Annotated in this window: 18 protein-coding genes and 1 other annotated feature; of the genes, 1 reads left to right on the top strand and 17 read right to left on the bottom strand. The window is 36.7% G+C overall.

The features are described from left to right. Window positions 1-55 precede the first annotated feature (55 nt). The 17 genes from J2S19_RS09505 to J2S19_RS09425 all read right to left on the bottom strand — a co-directional run bounded on the left by J2S19_RS09505 (window position 56) and on the right by J2S19_RS09425 (window position 20,227). On the bottom strand, window positions 56-829 hold the full coding sequence (locus tag J2S19_RS09505) for a 5-oxoprolinase subunit PxpA (RefSeq protein ID WP_307340658.1): 774 nt from the start codon (window positions 827-829) through the stop codon (window positions 56-58). Continuing rightward, on the bottom strand, window positions 829-1,845 hold the full coding sequence (locus J2S19_RS09500) for a 5-oxoprolinase subunit C family protein (RefSeq protein WP_307340654.1): 1,017 nt from the start codon (window positions 1,843-1,845) through the stop codon (window positions 829-831). The genes J2S19_RS09505 and J2S19_RS09500 overlap by 1 nt, the downstream gene beginning before the upstream one ends. Then, window positions 1,836-2,549: a 5-oxoprolinase subunit PxpB gene (gene pxpB, locus J2S19_RS09495; RefSeq protein WP_307340652.1), complete on the bottom strand. Its 714-nt coding sequence runs from the start codon at window positions 2,547-2,549 to the stop codon at window positions 1,836-1,838. Before pxpB ends, J2S19_RS09500 begins: the two co-directional genes overlap by 10 nt. A 156-nt stretch (window positions 2,550-2,705) precedes the next feature. Beyond that, entirely contained in the window at window positions 2,706-3,953 is a 1,248-nt protein-coding gene (locus J2S19_RS09490; RefSeq protein ID WP_307340649.1) for a glutamate-5-semialdehyde dehydrogenase, read from the bottom strand. A gap of 3 nt (window positions 3,954-3,956) precedes the next feature. Then, on the bottom strand, window positions 3,957-5,069 hold the full coding sequence (gene proB / locus J2S19_RS09485) for a glutamate 5-kinase (RefSeq protein WP_307340646.1): 1,113 nt from the start codon (window positions 5,067-5,069) through the stop codon (window positions 3,957-3,959). Between the two features lie 228 nt (window positions 5,070-5,297). Further along, window positions 5,298-5,513 (bottom strand) — a binding site (T-box leader). Window positions 5,514-5,624: 111 nt separating this feature from the next. Next, on the bottom strand, window positions 5,625-6,968 hold the full coding sequence (locus tag J2S19_RS09480; RefSeq protein ID WP_307340644.1) for an MATE family efflux transporter: 1,344 nt from the start codon (window positions 6,966-6,968) through the stop codon (window positions 5,625-5,627). A gap of 215 nt (window positions 6,969-7,183) precedes the next feature. After that, window positions 7,184-8,854: a glycoside hydrolase family 13 protein gene (locus J2S19_RS09475; RefSeq protein ID WP_307340641.1), complete on the bottom strand. Its 1,671-nt coding sequence runs from the start codon at window positions 8,852-8,854 to the stop codon at window positions 7,184-7,186. A 152-nt stretch (window positions 8,855-9,006) separates the two neighbouring features. After that, window positions 9,007-10,029, bottom strand: a complete 1,023-nt coding sequence (locus tag J2S19_RS09470; protein WP_307340638.1) for a LacI family DNA-binding transcriptional regulator — start codon at window positions 10,027-10,029, stop codon at window positions 9,007-9,009. 394 nt (window positions 10,030-10,423) lie between these two features. Beyond that, window positions 10,424-11,239, bottom strand: a complete 816-nt coding sequence (locus J2S19_RS09465; RefSeq protein ID WP_307340635.1) for a carbohydrate ABC transporter permease — start codon at window positions 11,237-11,239, stop codon at window positions 10,424-10,426. Continuing rightward, window positions 11,239-12,099 carry a carbohydrate ABC transporter permease gene (locus J2S19_RS09460; protein WP_307340633.1) on the bottom strand — a complete coding sequence of 287 codons (861 nt, stop codon included), beginning with the start codon at window positions 12,097-12,099 and terminating at the stop codon, window positions 11,239-11,241. The genes J2S19_RS09465 and J2S19_RS09460 overlap by 1 nt, the downstream gene beginning before the upstream one ends. Window positions 12,100-12,337: 238 nt before the next feature. Next, on the bottom strand, window positions 12,338-13,642 hold the full coding sequence (locus J2S19_RS09455) for an ABC transporter substrate-binding protein (protein WP_307340630.1): 1,305 nt from the start codon (window positions 13,640-13,642) through the stop codon (window positions 12,338-12,340). A gap of 750 nt (window positions 13,643-14,392) precedes the next feature. Beyond that, window positions 14,393-14,689 (bottom strand): cytochrome aa3 quinol oxidase subunit IV, encoded by a 297-nt coding sequence (gene qoxD / locus J2S19_RS09450; protein ID WP_307340627.1) that lies wholly within the window; start codon window positions 14,687-14,689, stop codon window positions 14,393-14,395. After that, the gene (qoxC, locus tag J2S19_RS09445; RefSeq protein ID WP_307340624.1) at window positions 14,686-15,303 is read right to left on the bottom strand and encodes a cytochrome aa3 quinol oxidase subunit III; all 618 of its coding nucleotides are present in this window, start codon (window positions 15,301-15,303) and stop codon (window positions 14,686-14,688) included. The genes qoxD and qoxC overlap by 4 nt, the downstream gene beginning before the upstream one ends. A 4-nt stretch (window positions 15,304-15,307) precedes the next feature. Then, on the bottom strand, window positions 15,308-17,266 hold the full coding sequence (qoxB, locus tag J2S19_RS09440) for a cytochrome aa3 quinol oxidase subunit I (RefSeq protein WP_307340621.1): 1,959 nt from the start codon (window positions 17,264-17,266) through the stop codon (window positions 15,308-15,310). Window positions 17,267-17,283: 17 nt separating this feature from the next. Further along, window positions 17,284-18,273 carry a cytochrome aa3 quinol oxidase subunit II gene (gene qoxA, locus J2S19_RS09435; protein ID WP_307340618.1) on the bottom strand — a complete coding sequence of 330 codons (990 nt, stop codon included), beginning with the start codon at window positions 18,271-18,273 and terminating at the stop codon, window positions 17,284-17,286. A 642-nt stretch (window positions 18,274-18,915) separates the two neighbouring features. Next, window positions 18,916-19,389, bottom strand: coding sequence for a Cys-tRNA(Pro) deacylase (ybaK, locus tag J2S19_RS09430; protein WP_307340718.1), 474 nt, complete (start codon window positions 19,387-19,389; stop codon window positions 18,916-18,918). A gap of 7 nt (window positions 19,390-19,396) precedes the next feature. After that, on the bottom strand, window positions 19,397-20,227 hold the full coding sequence (locus J2S19_RS09425; RefSeq protein WP_307340616.1) for an AraC family transcriptional regulator: 831 nt from the start codon (window positions 20,225-20,227) through the stop codon (window positions 19,397-19,399). A 176-nt stretch (window positions 20,228-20,403) separates the two neighbouring features. On the opposite strand from J2S19_RS09425, the gene J2S19_RS09420 reads away from it, so the two are divergent. After that, the gene (locus tag J2S19_RS09420; RefSeq protein ID WP_307340614.1) at window positions 20,404-21,270 is read left to right on the top strand and encodes a hypothetical protein; all 867 of its coding nucleotides are present in this window, start codon (window positions 20,404-20,406) and stop codon (window positions 21,268-21,270) included. The last annotated feature ends 158 nt before the right edge of the window (window positions 21,271-21,428 follow it).

The raw sequence follows: 21,428 nt of genomic DNA, 5'->3' as shown, positions 1-21,428 counted from the left end.
AAAAACACAACCGTACATAAGTAGCAATATTTCCCTTCAAATCTGGGAGAATTTCTTATGATGATATCTGCTGACTTATTCCCTTCAATACCAATCCAGCGTTTTGTAAGGCTTTACTCATCTTGCTGGCAAATGCTACTGCGTGTTTACCGTCACCATGAAGGCAAATTGTATCAGCCTTTAGATTTATCCGCTCACCTGTTATAGTCGAGACCTTTTGTTCGGTGATCATTTCCATAACCTGTTTTATTGCAACATCCTCATCAGTGATAACTGCATTGTGGTGACTTCTCGGAGTAAGACTTCCATCTTGCATATATGTACGATCTGCAAAAACTTCATTGGCTGTCCTTAACCCGTATTTCTCGCCTGCCTGTATTAATTGACTGCCAGATAGTCCATATAAGATGAGTGCAGGGTCGATTTTGTATACTGCTTTCGCTATAGCATCTGCTAATTGTTCATCATGTGCAGCCATATTGTATAAAGCACCATGCGGTTTTACATGATGGAGTTTGCCACCTTCTGAAGTAATAAACGCTAAAAGTGCACCGATTTGATACATCATAAGATCATATGCCTCTTCAGGAGTTATCGAAATATTTCTTCTACCGAAGCCAGTTAAATCTTGTAATCCAGGGTGTGCTCCGATACAAACGGAATGGTCCAATGCTAAGCGAACTGTTTTTCTCATCGTTGCAGGATCACCTGCATGAAAGCCACAGGCAATATTGGCTGATGTAATAAATTTAATTAGCTGTTCATCTGCTCCAAGCACATACTTTCCAAAGCTTTCACCCATATCACAATTTAAATCTATTTGTGCCATTAGCACATCCTCCTTATTGCTAAATTAATTCCATTTTGTACTAACGTTAAAACTCGGTCTCGTTCTGCTAATGTTACTTGTGCTTCTTGAACTGAGATTTCCTTAAATTTTACTTTTTCTCCTGGCATAAATTGTGCGAGTCTTGGCAAATCAATGGTTGCTATATAGCCAATCTTTGGATAACCACCGATCGTTTGCCGGTCGGCCATTAATACAATCGGCTGGCCGTCTGGGGGCAACTGAATCGTTCCAACAGGCACTGCTTCCGATAATAGTTGAAGTGATTTCGAAAGTTTTAAAGGAACTCCATTAAGACGATAGCCCATTCTGTCTGAATTAGGTGTTACTGTATATGTTGTTGTCAAAAATTCATTTGTCGCCTCGACATTTAAATGATTAAAATGCGGACCTTTTATAAAGTAGATGGCATCTTTATTTTCCACATACTTGCTAATACTTGGTGGAATTGTCCAATTCACAGTTATGAATGGTGTTGTATTACGTTGATTATGAAAATACGTAAGTAATTGTTGTGTTAATTTGCTATATTTATTGTTCATTTGTAGCATATCGCCACGTTGTAGTGCTCTTCCTTTATAGCCGCCAAAACCTCCTCTTAAGTATGTGCTGCGGCTATCCATAATGATTGGAACATTGAAGCCGCCAGAAATCGCGAGGTAAGCACGACACCCGTTTTTCGGCCGGCCAAATTTTAATACAGTACCTGCCTTTACAAATACAGGCTTCCATCTTGGTACACGTTCACCTTCTATTGTTGCTGAAAGGTCCGCTCCAGCTATTGCAATAAGTGTATCTTGCACAAAACGCAACGTTGGCCCGATAACTGTGATTTCAAGTAAAGCATCATTCTCGTCATTACCGATTAGTAAGTTTGCTAGTTTTGCTGCGACATCATCCATTGCACCTGTTGCACCAACACCGAATTGTTGATAGCCTGTTCTTCCTAAATCTTGTACTGTCGTAAGCAGGCCTTGCTCGAGAACGTTTATATACATGTGCTCGCACCATCCCAATTCTCATACTCTATCTCAGATATTTGCTTGAACTGAACAATGTCTCCTGCCTTTAATATACTCGGTCGAATATTTGTCGCTTTAAAAAGATGAAGTGGTGTTCGACCAATAATTTGCCAGCCGCCAGGACTTTCAATTGGATAAATTCCTGTTTGCTCTCCGCCTATCCCAACACTTCCATTAGGTACAGCCATTCGCGGTGTCTCCTTCCTTGGTGTGGCAATCCTTTTGTCCATACCGCCTAGGTAAGGGAATCCCGGTACAAACCCAATCATATAAACTTTATACGTTTGATTAAGGTGGTACTCGATAATATCTGTTTCTGATAACTGATGAAAGTTTGCGACAGTAGCTAAATCGGGTCCGTAGTTTCCGCCATAGCAAATTGGAATCGTTATAATAGTACTATTCTGTAAGGTTATTCTTGGGCTACTTATGAGTTTTTGTTTTAAGATTGAGATGATTTGTTCATATGGGTGTAGGGACGTTTTGCTCAATCGAGTGGGATGATAGTAGACAGTAACAGTATGATAGCTCGGAACTACCTCCTCCATACCTGAAAAAGGCTCCTGCTTTAATAGATTGGTAAGCTTCATAACATTTTCATGAATATCTTCATTAATTTCTGTGCCAAAACGAACGGTAACTGCACGGTCTCCTTGTGGATAAAAAGTAATGCCTTCCATCTTTTCGAACCTCCTTAGTTACATATACTGTACACACTTAAAAATGGTATTTGTAATATCCTAACATAGTATGCTATAAAGCTATTTACTAAGAATGATGTTGTTATGAAAAAATAAGAGAGTGACTCAAAACAGAGAATCACCCTCTAGTAGCAGTTAATTGCGAATTTGTCCTGTGCCGTACACGACAAATTTACTTGATGTTAATGCATTTAGTCCCATTGGTCCGCGGGCGTGAAGCTTCTGAGTACTTATGCCAATTTCAGCACCATAGCCGAATTCAGACCCGTCCGTAAACCTTGTTGATGCATTATGATAAACAGCCGCAGCATCTACTTTATTGAGAAACTTCCTTGCATTTTCCTCTGTTTCGGTCACAATTGCTTCTGAATGGTTTGTCCCATAGTTATTAATATGGGAAATCGCTTCATCAACATTTTTTATCACTTTAACGCTAATTGCCATTGCTAAATATTCTTGGGACCAATCCTCTTCTGTTGCAGGTTTGGCAGCACCAAAAATACTTCTTACCGCTTCATCTCCATATATTTCTACACCATGGTCATGTAATGCTTCAAGAAGTTCCTTTCCGAAGCGAGCAAACCAGCTTTCCTCGATTAAGATTGATTCAATTGCATTACATACTGATGGACGTTGTGTCTTCGCATTAATGACAATAGATTCAGCCATTTTATAATCTGCAGTTTTATCAATGAACACATGACAATTTCCTGCTCCTGTCTCAAGTACTGGAACTGTTGCTTCATTCACAACTGTATCGATTAAATTTTTACTTCCGCGTGGAATTAACACATCAAGGTATTCCTTCATATGAAATAATTGCTTCGCTGTTTCCCTGCTCGTATCCTCAATCAGTTGCACTGCCTCAACAGGAACCTTACTTTTTTCCAATGCAGCATGAATGGATTTCATTAATATTTCATTTGAATGTTGAGCTGATGAGCTTCCACGCAGAATTACCGCATTACCTGTTTTCAATGTTAATGTTGCTGCATCAACAGTTACATTTGGCCTCGCTTCATAGATCATACCAATTACACCTAAAGGAACACGCTTTTTATAGATTTCTAGACCGTTGTCTTTACGAATCTCTTCTAATGTTTCCCCAATTGGGTCATTCATGGTAATTAACAAATGAATCGCTTCTGCCATGTCCTTAATTCGCTTTTCATTTAACATAATCCGATCAAGTACACTTTCTGATAAACCACGTTCTCGTCCGGCAATTATGTCTTTTTGATTCTCTTCGATAATGATTTCCTGATCAATGATTAATTGCTCAGCGATTTTTGCTAACGCATCATTTTTATCTTCTGTTGTTAAATCAACCATTGCAAAGCTTGCCTCTTTAGCGGCCTTTCCTTTAATTAATACTTCACTCATACTCTAATTCCCCCTATTATGCTTTACCCATTTATTTCGATGAATCACTACTTTTGCTGGTAATGTTTCTTCCTCTACTAATTCTTCACTTCGTTTTCCCATAATGTTTTTTATGTCATCAGATGAGAAGAGAACTTCTCCTTTACCTAGAACGCCATTTGGGCCGACTACTTCGACAACATCACCTTTTTGAAAGCTGCCATCCATATCAAAGATTCCTGCTGGAAGGAGGCTTTTCCCATTGTGGAGGAGCGCTTCCTCTGCACCTTTATCAACGTATAATGTCCCTGCGACTTCAGAATGCAGCGCGATCCATTGTCGACTATTAGTAATTGCAGTTAAACCATCTTTGCCAATATACGTTCCATCTCCATCACCATTGATGATGTTTATTAGTTTTCGAGGACCATTTCCAAGTCCGATAAACACTTGTACACCTAAAGATAGGGCCGTTTTAGCCGCCATCATTTTTGACTTCATTCCACCAGTTCCGACTTTCGATCCTGAGCCGCCCGCTGCAGCGACCATTTCATCGGTTACTTCTGGCAAATAATCAATTTTTTTCGCTTCTGGATTATTACGAGGATTTGCATCATAAAGACCGTTAATATCCGTTAAAATAATTAAATGGTCCGCGTGCACTAAACCGCTAACAAGTGCTGATAACATATCATTATCACCAAATGTCAACTCCTCAACTGATACAGTGTCATTTTCATTAATAATTGGTAATATTCCTCGTTCCAATAGCTCAGTCAATGTTGCATATGCATTTTTGTAACGGTCTTGTTTCGAAAAATCATTCCGTGTTAAAAGGATTTGAGCAGGTATGAGGTTAAATTGACTAAATTTTTCGATATATGATTGCACAAGTAGGCTTTGACCTACGGCAGCTGCTGCTTGCTTACCTTTTAACGTAATTGGACGCGATGGATATCCAAGACGAGCAAACCCAGCTGCTACTGCTCCCGATGAAACGAGTAAGACTTCATGACCTGACTCACGCAACATCGCTACTGCTTCAACATGCTCTGCTAATTTTTCCTGGTCAATTTGTCCTTTTGTGTTTGTTAAGGAGCTGCTGCCGATTTTAACAACGATTCGTTTTTTTTCCATAGTTCTTCTCCTCATTACCTATCAATTTGGCAGATATAATAAAAGCTCAGGCCGCCTTGATCGACCTAGGGCAAATAAGACGTAAATGAATAGAAAACGTTCTTTGTCTTCGATCCATTTGTGGCTAGACCCTAGAGCGGCTAGGCGTTGGATGTCGAAGCGCTTATCCACAACTCAAGATTTTATCATTTCCTAAGCAATAAAAAAGCTCCTATTCATCCCTAAATAAATAAGGACGAAAGGAGCATGCTTCCGTGGTACCACCTTGCTTGGATATGATGTAACGATATCCCACTTTCCCCAATAACGTTGGGTGACGCCCATGTTTACATAGGACTAAAAAGGTAGGTTCTGCGGCTTTTTTGTATGAAGTCTCCCAGCTTAAAAACTTCACTCTCTGTAACATAAAGTAACGCATACTAGTCCTTTTTTTCTCGTTCATATATAATTGCTTTGCTTCTATTATACGAGAGCAAAGTCATTTTTGCTAGATACGATAAAACAATTTTAAATTATTATGCAGAGAATTAGAATGTATGTCAAGATAAAACTTTGTTATTGCTCCTTCTGTTTCGTCAAGTCAATGTCTGACCACTTTCCATATTTATAATATAGAAAAGCAATCACGCTACTAATGATAAAGCTGATTCCCATTCCGACAGCGATTCCGTTTTCGCCAAGTACAATCGAGCATAAATAGGTAAGCGGAACTCTTAGGAGCCAAAAGGAAATGATGTTTAAAACAAGTACTTGGACCATTGCCCCAGCAGCCCGGACGATTCCATTTAAAATAAAATTTATCCCTAAAAATGGGTAAAAGAAGGCGATAATCGTCAGATATGTAGCGCCGAATTGCACAGCCGCTTCTTCTTTAATAAAAAGACCTGTAGCAAATTTTGCAAAAAGAACAACGACAATACTTATGAGCATCATAATAAACAGGTTAATGATAACACCATATTTTGCAATTTGGTGAACACGCTCCCACTTTTCAGCTCCAATATTTTGTCCAGCCATACTATTGACTGCCGTACCAAGAGCCATTGCAGGCAACATAATAATACTATCTAACCGCTGTGCTGCTCCAAACCCTGCAACAACATCCTCTCCAAATGTATTGACGACACCCATGATTGCCATTACGCCTGCAGAAATAACCGTCATTTGTAAACCGGATGGAATGCCAAGCTTTAAGATTGTATAAACTTCTTCTCGCTTTGGCAAAGTTGGTTTACTAAATGGAACGAGATTTCTCCGCAACGCATCTACAAATCCGTAAACAAACGCAATTCCTTGAGCAAGTATTGTCGCATATGCAGCACCTTCAATTCCTAACTCTAATCCATAAAGGAAAATCGGATCAAGAATAGCATTCAAAATAACAGCTAGTAGCACATATCGAATTGGTGTCTTACTGTCTCCAAGTGCACGCATGACTGTCCCGATGAAATTATAGCCGAATAAAAAAAGAATCCCGATAAAGTTGATTTGTAAATATAAAATCGCATCAGCACTCATTACATCTGGAGTTCCTAAAATTGTAACGATCCACTCAGACATAAAAAAACCGATAATCCCTAAAATAACAGCTAAAATAGTCAGTACAACAACGAATGCATTGACATAACTTTTTAGTCCGTTGTCATTCCCTTGCCCTTTTTGTTGGGATAATATTGTTAATGTCGCATTATTGATTCCTATAATAAACGATAAAATCGTAAAGATAACTGTGCTTGATACTGCAATTGCCCCTAATGCATTTGCTCCTAATATATTTCCTACCCAAAGACTGTCAATAAATTGATAAGAAACTTGTAAAAGATTAGCCAACATAATCGGCAACGAAAATAACCAAATTTGTTTTACAATCTTCCCTTTTGTAAAGTCCTGTTGTGCCATGGCAATGACAACCTCCCTTGTCAATCTTAATCATCTTACCATAGCTTTGTTTTGATAAGCACGTGAAGCAGTTTACTTTGTTTAAATTGCTATGTCATAAGCTTAGTACAATAGGTAAAGGGAAGACAGATTAGTCAAATTTATTAAATTTTTAAATATAGGCATAAATAAGGAGCACAAATCGAATTCGAATTGTGCTCCCCTATAAATTAAAATTAACGAACACGATATACTCTTGCTTCAAAAGGTTTTAACGTCAATTTATTAACAGCATCATGTTTAACTTGCTGATTAGCTAACAATAGGTTTTGTGAATGCACGGTAAATGGTAACTTTTCCGTTACTGCTAATTGGTCAGTTAAGTTTGCGAAAATCACAACTTGTTCATCATCAAAAGTCCGTGTATATGCATAAATTTGCGGATTGTCAGCAAGGATAAGGTCATACGTACCATATGTGAAAATTTCATTTGCTTTCTTTAATTGAATCATTTTTTTATAAAAGTGAAGAATCGATTGTTGATCCTTTTGTTGTGCTTCTACGTTAATTTGCTTATAGTTTTCATTTACGCCAATCCAAGGTGTTCCTGTTGTGAAGCCTGCGTTTTCTGCTGCAGACCATTGCATCGGTGTACGTGAGTTATCACGACTCGAAGCCCAAATGATGTTCATTACTTCTTCATGTGACATGCCTTCTTCACGCTTGAAATGGTATAGATTTTTAGTCGCGACATCATTGTAATCTTCAATTTTATCAAACTTTACATTTGTCATACCAATTTCTTGGCCTTGATAGATAAAAGGTGTACCTTGCATTAAGAAATACATTGTACCTAATGCTGTAGCACTTTCATACCAATATTCTTCGTCATTCCCCCATGTCGAAACGCGGCGTGGTTGGTCATGATTTTCTATGAACAAAGCATTCCAGCCTTTATTTTCTAAACTCTTTTGCCAGCTTGACAGTACTTTTTTAAGACCGATAATATCAAGCTGTTTTTCAGTACTAGCATCCCATAAAGCTAAATGCTCAAATTGAAAGACCATATTGAATTTGCCGTTCTCTTCACCAACCCACTCATCTAAATCTGCCTCATTATCAGATTTAACACCATTTGCTTCACCAACTGTCATAATGTCGTATTTAGCAAATGTTTCTTCTTTGAGCTCTTTCAAATATTTATGGATTCCTTCAACATTCATATGTTTATCAAATGACGGGACGTATTTTAGACCCTTTTCATTTGGCATATCTTCTAAGCCTTCTTCTTTATTAATATGGCTAATTGCATCAACACGGAAACCATCAATGCCTTTATCAAGCCACCAATTAATCATTTCATATAATGAATTGCGTACCTCTGGATTTTTCCAGTTAAGATCTGGCTGTTTTGTCGAGAAGATGTGCATATAATATTGATCCGTTTTTTCGTCATATTTCCATGCAGAGCCGTTAAAAATACTCTCCCAGTTATTCGGTTCTTTTCCATCCTTACCGTCACGCCAAATGTACCAATCACGTTTCGGATTATCTTTTGATGAACGCGATTCAATAAACCATGGGTGTTCATCACTAGTGTGATTAATGACTAAGTCAACAATCAGTTTCATGTCACGCTTATGCACTTCTGCGAGCAATTCATCAAAGTCAGCCATTGTACCGAAATCTTCCAAAATATCTTGATAATCACTAATATCATAGCCGTTATCATCATTTGGTGATTTATACATCGGACAAATCCAAATAACATCTATCCCTAAATCCTTTATATAATCTAATTTCGTAATCATTCCTTGTAAATCACCAATTCCATCCCCATTTGAATCCATAAAGCTTCTAGGATAGACTTGGTAGGCAACTGCCTCTTTCCACCATGTTTTCTTCATTTTTAATTCCTCACTTTGTCTGTTTTCTACAGAGGTATTTCTATAAATATTTCAGAAAACACCCTCCCTGAAAATTCCCACGATGTACGTTTTTATACATTACAACTTCCCCGTAATGTAAATAAAGTATATTCTTTATAAAATTGTCTTTATTATAGTTTTCTTTCACATGACTTACGTTTAATGAATTTCGTTGGAATTGTCGTCCTTTTTGGTAATGTATCTGGTTTTTCAATTTTTTCAATCAGACAGTTTGTCGCTTCAAATCCTAGTTGGTATGTGCAAATATCCACTGATGTTAATGGTGGCTTTGAATGCTCTGACAGCATTAAGTTATTGAAGCTGACAATTGACATATCTTCAGGTACTCTAATTTTCATATCCTCTAGATGACTAATCATTTCATATGCAATTAAATCATCCTGTGTCACGAGTGCAGTTGGCGGCGATTCAAGCTCCATTAATGATTTAATCGCTTCTTTGCCGTTATCTTTAATGAATTCCTCATGTACCATATATTCTTTATTAAATCGTATACCCGCTTCATTCAGTGCAAGCTTATATCCATTCAACCTGTCGAGCGTGACGACAAATTCTGCACTTCCACCAACAAAAGCGATATTTCGATGTCCTAAATCAATTAGGTAATTTGTTACTTCTTTTGTAATAAAAATATTATCGTTATCTACGTACGTAATTCGCTCCTCATTTTGGAAAGGTCTCCCAACAACTGTAAATGGAAAGTCCATCTCCTGTAAAAACTTCATCGTTTTATCATTAATACGTGAATACAGTAATATTACTCCATCTACACGTCTACCTTGTACCATTGATGCTACTTCTGTATAGATTTCCTCACTAGTCGACCCTGTTGATAAGTAAATGCCATATTTATTAGCATGGGCATTCTTACTGATTCCTCTTAATACTTCAGGGAAGAACGGATTTTGGAATGCGTGATAAGCAGAATTCGGCATGATGACGCCAATTGATTGTGTACTTTTAGCCGCTAAACTCCGCGCTTGAAAGTTTGGATAATACCCTAATTCCTCCATCACTTCACGAACACGTTTTTTTGTTTTTTCACTAATTCTAGGACTATTAGCAATTACCCTTGATACAGTTGAAGGTGCTACATTTGCCTTTTTTGCAACATCTTTAATTGTAACGACCATAGTTGTTGCCTCCTTAACCAAAAGCCTACTCAATATGTGATTCTATAACACTTTATATCTATCTAGTACTTTTGCATTATCAACGAAAGTTTTATCTATTCATTATCTGAAACTAAGTATACCAAATGCGGATTTAAATTCATTCTTTCTTTCCTTAATTATCATACTTATTTGTTATACCATCATTTTACTTGATGAAATAACGAATGGTAACTTTTTCTTTTTCATTACATTGCGAAAAGATACCCTTACACCGATGTTGTTAACTTCTCTGATCTCTTCTATATAAAAAACTGTACCGCCTATATACAACATTTTTAGACAAAGCTTTAGTTTAAGGAATGCAACCATCAGTCATTTTACTGTCTATTCAAATCTTGTAGGTTAATTTAACTTACTTAACCGCACCTTCCGTCATACCTTTAATAATTTCACGTTGAGCAAGGAAGTAAACTAAGATAACTGGAATAATTGCAATTGTTAAACCAGCTAATGCTAAATGCCATTGTTTTGTATATTCACCGAAGAAGAAGAACATCTTTAATGGTATTGTTTGTAAGCCTTCTTGGTTGATGACGAGTGATGGTAATAAATAATCGTTCCAAATGTAAATAATATTTAAAATGGCAACTGTCACAGTAATTGGCTTGAGCATCGGGAAGATAATGTACCAAAACACTTGAAACTTGTTACAGCCGTCAATCGTTGCTGCCTCATCCAATGATTTAGAAATACCATTTAATGTACCATGAAATAAGAAAATCGATAAGCTGCTTCCAAAGCCTAGGTACATAAAAATAAGTCCGACTCGGTTTAGCATATCAGCCTGACCGAACACAGTGATAAGTGGAATCATCACCGATTGGAAAGGGATTAACATCGCTGCGACAAATAGCATAAACAATACTGTACTCATTTTGCTTTTATTACGAGATAACGCGTAAGCAGCCATTGAAGAGAAGATGATAATAATAAATACACTAATTACCGTTATAATGAGTGAATTCATTAGTGTATGCATAAATTCGAGCTCTTCAAACGCTTCAATATAGTTATCAAACGTAAATTCACTAGGTAACTTTAATACATCTGTGAAGATTTCTTTTTTCGTTTTAAAAGAGTTTACTATCATCAAATAAAAAGGTGATAGCCAAATAATTCCGAGGATAATCCCAAGTATTTCAACAGGAAGTAGTTTCTTTTTACGCATTACATTTCAACCTCCCGCTTCTTATTTATATATACCTGTGTTAAAGATATCACCGCGACAATAATAAAGAAGATAACCGCTTTCGATTGCGCAAAGGCCATTTCCGTTTCGCCAAACGCCGTTTTGAATATTTCCATCGCAACCATTTGTGTTGAATTATATGGACCACCTGCTGTTAATGAAAGGTTTTGGTCATATAACTTAAATGAATTTGATAATGTTAAGAACATACTTACTGTAAATGCTGGTGCTACAAGTGGGAAAATGACATATCGGAACCGCTTGAGGGGACCTGCTCCATCAATTTCAGCTGCTTCTAACAATTCACCTGGTAAGCCTTCTAAATAAGCAATGTAAATAATCATAATGTAACCAGACATTTGCCAACTCATTAAAATAACTAAGCCCCAGAACCCTGTCTCGGTTGTCGATAACCAACCTTTTAAGCCTTCAATTCCTAAAATATCTCCAAGACCAGCAAATACTTTAATAAAGATAAACTGCCATATAAACCCTAATATTAACCCACCGATTAAGTTTGGCATGAAGAATACCGTTCTTAATAGTTTGCTTGATTTAATTTTTGTTGTCACAATTAGAGCTAATCCTAGCCCAATCACATTCGTTAAAATAATTGAGACAACCGAGAATTTAACAGTGAACCATAATGATGCGATAAACTCTTTATCTTTAAACGCATCAATGTAATTCTCGAATCCTACAAAGGAACCGACTTTAATTCCATTCCAATCTGTAAATGAATAATAAACTCCTATAAGTAAAGGCACAATGATGACTAATAGTAACGCCAATAATACTGGTGCCAAAAATAACCAATAGGCCAAATCGCGAGTACGCATGTCATTTCCCCCCAATGATGAAAAGTAGACCATAAATAACATTTAATTTTTTTATATTCGTGAAAACAATGTTCGTTCGATTAACGAAGTGGACATAGTTAGTAACCATTCAATCTTATAAATAAGTAAGGCACTCCATAATAGAAAGCATAAAGTGTTTTCTATTATGGAATGACCCACTTATTAGGTATAGGACAGCCCCCAATTACTGAAAGAGGACTGACCCTATTTATTCAGATTATTCTGCTCTAGATTCTTCCCAAGCTGCTTTTGATTCTTCAATGATTTCTTCCCATGACGCTTCATCTAGTAAATATTTTTGCATATTTGCTCCTAAAACATTTTGTGCCCAGTTTAAAGGATAACCACTGAATGTCCAACCAATTGTTTTACCAGCTTCTGAATATTCATATATTGATTTTGATAGTGGGTCAGTAATTTTTGATGCATCGTAACCTTCATATGCCGGAACGAATTTAAAGTCGTTAATGACGACTTCTTTCCCTTCGTCAGATGTGTATAACCAATCTAGGAACTTACTAGCTTCTTCAACTACTTTTTCATCTTTCTGGCTATTTACAGCCCAATACATTGGTACTCCTACTGGAATTGAATCTTCTTTATAGCCCGGAACAGGAATCGGTAAGAAATCTACTTTGTTGTTCGCTAACTCTTCGTCAATACCAGCGATTGAACCGTATACCCAGTTACCTTGTTGAATCATTGCAACTTTTCCTGTTGAGAATAATTCTTCAACTTGTTGTGAATAGTCAAGGCTTACTGTCGGTTGTACTGAATATTTGTTTTGTAAATCAAGGAATGCTTTCATTGCATCGCTATACTCAAACCCAATTGTTTTCGATTCGAATGCTTTTGTTACATTCCCCTCAAATTCTGGTGCAATAAATGCATTCGCTAAATGTTGTCCAGTTACCCATGTTTCTTTACCTGGTAATGCAAATACTGCATCAAGTCCAAGGTCACCCTTTTTCTTATCCAATGTGTCAACTGCTGCTTCTAATGAAGCCATATCTTTAATATCTTCTGGATTAATTCCAGCTTTCTCAAAGATTTCAGTATTATAGATTAATCCGTAGCCTTCTTGGTTAAATGGTAATCCGAGAACTTTTCCATCCTTTGTCACACCGTCAAGTGTTCCTTCTAGTGCTGCTTCTGCTGATTTTGTTTTTGTTAAGTCAGCTAAATTATCTTCCCAGTCAATAACATCTGTTGGTCCACCGATATTGAAGATAGCTGGCTCATCACCTGAAGCAAATTTAGATCTTAATGCTGCACCGTAATCTTCGCCACCGCCAACCGTTTGGATGTTGATTTTCACGCCAGGGTTTGCTTCTTCATATTGCTTAGCTACGTCTTCAAATTGATCCTTAAATTCTACTTTAAATTGAAAAATATCTAACGTTACTTTATCTCCATCTGCTTTCTTATCTCCTGAATCACCAGAGGAAGAGCATCCCGCTAATACAACGCTTACAAGAAAGAAAATTGAAATAAGCCCTAATACGATTTTTTTGCGTTTCATCTTTATACCCCCATTTTTTAATCTATCAGTTAAGGAAAACGATTGCGCAAATGGTTAAAATTGAATAGAGTACTCTTTTCGAATATTTCATTAATCAGTTATGAATTATAAAATAGTGAAAAATGTATCCGTAATCATTTGTGCAAAATGTGCGAAATCGTTTGCGCTTAACTTGCAAATAAAATATACCATACAAAAATAGTTTGTACAATACATAAATTTGTTTTCTTATAAAAATGATTTTCGTGTAGAAGACTTTCACTTTTTTAGGCTCTATTCTAAAAGATTGTTGCTCTTAGCACACACTTTATTAAGGGTTGGTTGGAGCGTAAGTGCGAGACTCCTGCGGGAAGCGTGGGAAAGGTTAGACGTGAGCAGGCGGTTTACAATGAGGAGTACGAAAAGCGTTGGCGGCTTGCCCATCGACGTACAAACTGGAGGGGCATCGACTAAGACCAAAGAAAGCACAATGAGCTGAATGGCGAATTGATGATGACTTATTGCTTGTTTGTACCGACGAAGCTAGTCAGGCTCACCACCCTCCCCGCTACCCTTGAGTACTGCAAAAAGAGACCAACCCAAAACGCCAAACTATGTATAAAGCAACAATGTCTTCGAAAACAGCCAAGCTTTAAAATACACGCCAATTTTGCTAAAGACTATAAAACAAGTGGCTTAACCAAATTCAATTTCCATTCCATAAAAAACCCCCAAGGAATTTCCTTAGGGGTTTGTACTTTAACTACAACATTAGTGCATCGATGTCATAACCCAAACTGAGCCTACAACAATTATAATCGCAATCAATGTTGCTGATAGCATTTTACCTACTTGCCATCTGCCTTCTCCTTCAGTAACGTGCATAAACATAAACAATTGAATCGCTGCTTGTAAAAAAGCAAGCACAAAAACCATCACAATTACTATGTTTATTGCAAGACCTGCATGAAGTCCGAGATATACAGCTAAGAAGGTTAAACCGACAGATAAGATAAATCCGATGAGCTGTGACCATGGAAAATGGTGATTATTTGTTTTACTACTCATGATCCCACCATCCCTAATAGGTAAACACCTGTAAATACGAAGATCCAGATGAAGTCTAAAAAGTGCCAATAAAGACTTGAGATAAAGACCTTCTTAGCTGTATCAGGTGTTAAACCTCTACTTTTAATTTGTAACAGAATTAAGATAATCCAGCCAATCCCCAATGATACGTGAAGACCATGTGTACCTGTTAGGAAATAGAAGCTAGACCAGTACGCATTTGTACCAATGTTTGCTCCTTCATGGACAAGGTGTACAAACTCTTCAATTTCCATATATAAGAAGCCTAATCCGAACAACAAGGTGATAATTGTCCAAACCACCATTGACTTAACATTGTTTCTTCTCATTTCATGTATTGCTAAGCCGCTTGTGAAACTACTTGTTAATAGTAGTAACGTCATAATCAATGTATTTTTTAAATCGAAAAGCTCACTAGGTAGTGGACCACTACCTGTGTGACCATCAAGAACAAAAAATGTTGCAAAGATTGTTGCAAATAACGCCATTTCAGCGCCCAGGAAGACCCAGAATCCGAAGATATTCAATCTACCAATACTAGATTGATATTCCAAGGGCGTGTCAGGACTTAGATTACTATTTACTTGTGCCATTAATTCACGCCTCCTTATTCTGTTCTGTTTCAATTATTTCTTCAACGCTAACATAGAAGCCCTCATCCTCTTTGTGTGAACGTAGAGAACGGAGCGCTAAGCATGCTAAAATCCCTATTCCGCCGATAATTGCCATCCACCACAATTTGAAAACAAGACCAAAGCCTGCAACAAAGAAGAAGGCAGATATAACAAATGGAGTTCCTGCATTACTTGGCATATGAATCGGTTTATATTCAACAGGTTTATCCTTACCTGCTTTTTTCTCTTGTTTCATCAACCAAAAAGCATCTAGTCCTTTTACTTCTGGAACAACCGCAAAGTTATAATGTGGTGCAACTGTTGTTGCTGTTGCCCATTCTAACGTACGACCAACACCCCATGGATCGCCTGAAGTTTCTCTTTTAGAGTAACGGAAGCTGTAGTATACGTTATATACAAGCACGATAAACGCGACACCCATCAATAGACCGCCGATTGTTGAGACAACGTTTAATCCGGTCCAGCCATCTTCAGGTCCATAAGTGTAAATACGTCTTGGCATACCGTCGAAACCTAAAAGGAACTGTGGTAAGAAACATACATTGAATCCAATTGTGAATAACCAGAACGTCCATCTTCCTAAACGCTCGTTCATCTTATGCCCGAACATTTTCGGATACCAGAAAACGAATCCGGCAAAACATGCAAACACAGTACCTGCGATTAGTGTGTAATGGAAGTGAGCAACTAGGAAGTAACTGTTATGGTATTGGAAGTCAGCTGCTGCCATCCCTAACATAACACCTGTTACCCCACCAATAAGGAATGTTGGAATAAATCCTACAGACCATAGCATTGGAACGGTAAATTCAATTTTCGATTTATACAGTGTTAACAACCAGTTAAAGATTTTAATACCTGTTGGAATTGCAATCGCCATCGTTGTAATCGAGAACACTGAGTTTACTGCTGCCGAACCACCCATAGTAAAGAAATGGTGAACCCAAACGAGCATACTTAAAAATGAAATCGTGACGATTGAGATGACCATTGATTTATATCCGAATAGTGTTTTCTTCGCAAAAGTTGAAAATATTTCCGAGAAAATACCAAACGCTGGTAATATAACGATATAAACTTCAGGGTGTCCCCAAATCCAGAACAAGTTCGCCCAAAGCATTGGCATACCGCCATCAGCCATTGTAAAGAAATGTGACCCGAATATACGGTCAAATGTCATTAACGCTAAAGTAACCGTTAAAACAGGGAATGCAAACACGATAATGAATGCTGTAATTAATGATGTCCAAGTAAACATTGGCATTCTCATTAATGTCATACCAGGTGCACGCATTTTAATAATCGTGACGATAAAGTTAATTCCTGTTAATAACGTACCGATACCAGAGATTTGAAGCCCAAGCAGATAATAGTTAATACCTGGTCCCGTACTTCCTTCAATTGCTAACGGTGCATAATTCGTCCATCCAGCATCAGGTGAACCACCAAATACGAATGAAATATTAAACAGAATCGCCCCGAAGAAGAATGACCAAAAGCTTAGTGCATTTAAATACGGGAATGCAACGTCTCTAGCTCCAATTTGTAATGGAACAACAACGTTCATTAACCCCATAACAAATGGCATCGCCATAAAAATAATCATGATTGTACCATGTGTTGTAAAAATTTCATTGTAATGCTGTGATGTTAAAAATTCATTATTAGGAACTGTTAATTGCGCCCTCATTAATAATGCGTCGACACCACCGCGGAAAAGCATAATAACTGCTGCGATAATATACATAATACCAATTTTCTTATGGTCAACAGTTGTTAACCATTCTGTCCAAAGCCATTTCCACTTTTTGAAATAAGTGAGGATAAAGACAATCCCAATCATTGATAATAATATCGATATATTTGCACCAATTAACATTGGGTCATTAAGGATTAAATTATCTTTTATAAAATCAAACATGTGTAGTTCCTCCCCTCTTAGTGGTGATGATGATGTCCTGATTCTTCTTGTGTATCTTCTATCTCTACTTCTTTAACAGGCTCTAATTCATCGACATTTATGTCATCGCCGTGACCGTGTTTATCTTGTTCATATCCATATTTCTCACGAATCTTTAATGCATAGACACCTGAGTCAATACCGTGATCAACAATATCTAAATGTGTTGATGAGAAAGTCATTTTATCAACAGTTCCAGGTAGCATTAGTTTTTCGTACGTTTCTTCAGTCAATTTTTCACTATTTTCTTGAGTATCCTCTACCCAAGCCTGATACTCATCCTCTTCAAGTGCCACAAAATCAAACTTATGGTCAGCCATATCGGCACCAGTAAAGTTAGAGTTACGACCTTCATAAATACCTGGCTCATCAGCTTGTAAGTAAAGCTCATTGACCATTCCAGGCATCCCATATACTTGACCACCGATTTGTGGTACCCAGAAAGAACTCATTGAATCTGCAGATGTAATTTTGAAAAGAACTGGATGATCTTCTGGAACATTCACATAGTTAATCGTTTCAATATTTTCACCTGGATATGAGAATATCCATTTCCAGTCAGCTGATGTTGCATGAATAACAATCGGTTCTTTATGAGCCGTATCTTTAGGTGGCTCTCTTAATTCGTACAATGCATTAACAGTTGGTACTGAAAGCAAAATAACGATTATTATCGGAATAACTGTCCAAATGATTTCTAATTTTGTACTACCATGCATATCAGGGTCATAGTCTTTATCACCTCTACCCTTACGATCTCGATATTTCACGACAACAAAGGTAAACAAGACGTAAACAACTACCATAATGCCAACCATAAAGTAGATTGAAAACATAATTAAATCACGTAATGTTCTTGCATTAGGTCCCTTCGGATCAAATATCGCCATTTCACTACAACCAGTCAAAATCATAATGAATGATAATCCTGTTATTAACATAAGTAACGGTTTAACCTTTTTGAACATCTATGTTCACCATCCCTTCTAGACTCTCATAAGAAATTGGCAATGTTAATGATTAAGCATTCTAAATCATCTAAACGATAAAGTATACTCAGTGGATATTCAGTTACCCACTCTTAACAAAGCTAAACTATAAAAATAAGATTTCATTTATTATTTCAGTGGTACCTACATATATTAACAAATCGTATGAAAAACGAAACAGGAGAAACCTACTTTTCACCTTAATTCGTACAAATTTCAAAATTTAGACGAAGTTTATTCACAATTTGGCAACAATATTGGAAAACTATTTATCTATTGGAAGATTAAACAGCAATTAACACTCTAAAATAGTTTTTACTTCGTTTAGCATTATGTTTTTTAAGCTCATTAACTATCTTTATTATTATGCTTGGTCACCTTCTTACTATAGTGAGATAAGTGTACAAGTGAACGGAATTAAATAAACCGTTCATTATTTTCTTTACCAATTATCATACCTTAAATTGTGAAATAAATCACATACTTCGACTTGTATTTATGTTTTACTATTTATTTTAATAAAAAAAGTGATTTAATTTGATTAGACTTCTCAACCACTCGATTTAGAGCGTACATGTTGGATATGTCACATCATATTAACTCACCTTCATACAAATCATCTTATTTTACTAACTCCACAAGTTGTCCGTTAATTACCTTGATAAGGTCATTAGGCTGCATTTCAATTTGTACACCGATTTTCCCACCACTGATGATGATTTTATCTAATTCGTTTGCTGAGACGTGCAAATAGGTTGGGAAGCTTTTTTTCATGCCGAGAGGGGAGCAGCCACCTCTAATATAGCCAGTCCACTTTTGTAAATCTTTCACAGCAAGCATTTCCAACTTTTTCTCATTTGCACATTTCGCCGCTTTTTTCAAATCTAGCTCTTCTGTCACAGGTATAACAAACACATAAATCTTGTTTTGACCGATTGTAACGAGTGTTTTATAGACTTGTGCCGCTGGACGGTTAACTTTATCTGCTACAGCGATTCCATCAATTCGTCCATCATTACTATTGTAGTTTAGCACTGCATATTGAATATTCTCTGCATCGAGAATTCTCATTGCATTCGTTTTACGACTCACAATTTTCACCTCATTTGTTCGTGTGCACACATGCCTTTCGATAATTTAATGGTGAAATTCCACATACTTTTTTAAAAACCTTTGAAAACAGTAATGGGTCGCTATAGCCGACTGACCTTGCAATATCACCAATTGTTATTTCTTTTTTACGTAAAAGTTCTTTCGCTACCTGGATGCGATGTTGAATTAAATATCCTTGAATACTCTGATTCATATATTTTTTAAATATTGAACTTAAATAGCTGCGATTTAGCCCTATTAAGGAGGCAATTTCAGCAACAGTAATCTTATTTGCATAATTCATTTTGATAAAGTCAACAACCTGACTTACATATTTTATATGTTTGTCACTTGAGTCTGTTGCCTCATCTTTTGTTTGTCCGCAAGCTAGTAGTGATAATAATAAATACAACTGTCCGATACTTTCTAATTCATCTCTTTGGTCAGCCATTTTATTATTGCATAGCTGTTCAAATTGTTGTGTTAATTGATAATGTAAAGATGTATCGAAAATAGGATTCTCACGGGATAAATTTGCCTGGTTTAATAAATTGTCTGCTTGATATCCATTAAACCCCATCCAATAATAATGCCAAGGTTCCGCTTCGTCTGCTTGATAATAAGTAATCGTATCTGGACAAATTAAAAATCCTTGCCCTTCTTTTAAGTGATACGTATTTTTACCAACCTTAAAAGTCCCCTTTCCGTGAAAAATATAATGTATTAAATAGTAATCTCTCATTGCGGGTCCGTGGTCATGTGCCGGTAAACACTTTTCTTTTCCATATTGAGTTAAGTATAAATCAGTTATTGGTAGACTTTTTGTCACATACTGAATCATCTTCGTCCCTGCTCCCTAAACTCTTTGGAACCATTCTATATATTTTCTATACTCTAATCAATACTATGCTATAATAATCAAGAGTCATAAGTAAAATACTAGACTTTAAATGTAATCGTTTACGATTTGGAATCAACTACGAAATTAACTTCACTAGGTAAGAAGGAGTGACAAGTTTGAACATAAAAGAAGCATATACGATATTAGATGTTTCTGAGGAAGCAACGGACGAAGAAATTGAAAAGCAATATATGATATGGGTTAGAAAAGACCGTGCCTACAAGGATGTCCAACCAGATGAAAAGCCGTTTGACATTGACGAGATTACATCTGCTTACAACACAATTAAAACGTATCGGCTTTATGGTTCAGAAACCCCACCTAAAGTTGAAATGACAACTCGCAAAAAACTTAATCATTTTCTCTATTATCATAAACTTCATATTGTTGGGGTCATTGCATTGTTAGCAATTCTTAGCTCAATCATATATACGAGTATCGAAAACTATCAAGAAAAAAAGGCATTAGAAAGTCTTCCACCTGAAAACATCAGAGTGTTATTGCTAGGAGAATATTTCAATGCTAGTAATGACCCAGCTCCGGTAAGTGATAATCTATTATCGTTAATGCCTGAATGGGAAAGAGTGACGGTTAATCTTAATTATTCACCACTAACTATTAACAACTCAATGGATGTTGCAAGCCAGCAAAAAAGTGTTGTGACATTAGTCGATGATAAGTCCGATTTATTCATCATGGATGTCGGTAATTTTGAACGCCTTGTTACCACAAATATTTTTCAGCCGTTAGATGAAGTTGATCCTTCAATAACAGAAGCAGTTGAAAGTGATAAGCTTCTTTATACAAGTACAGAGGATATCAAAGCCGAAAAATTGTATGGAATTGTCATTGACGATAAAAGCTATTTCAAAGGCTTTGATATGAATCAAGATGCACAGCTAGTCGCAGCTATAAAAGTCGGTGCAGAAAATGATAAAAATGCGATGAAAATGATAAAGAAGCTAATTGAAAAAACAGATTAATAGATTGGTGAAAAAGCAAGTAGTTGTTGTTGGCTGCTTGTTTTTTTGTTTTTATTGTTATGTTGCGGGAATGCTTGTTTTTAAGAGGAGGCAGGCTGGAGAGGACCAATTTGTTGTTTTTATGAATTCATCGAGTATCTTTTCGTACGTCTGATTTC

Origin of the sequence: Metabacillus malikii (assembly GCF_030813355.1) — a bacterium.
GTDB lineage: Bacteria > Bacillota > Bacilli > Bacillales > Bacillaceae > Metabacillus > Metabacillus malikii.
Note: the sequence above shows the minus strand (reverse complement) of the source record. Positions and strands in the feature narration are given on the sequence as shown.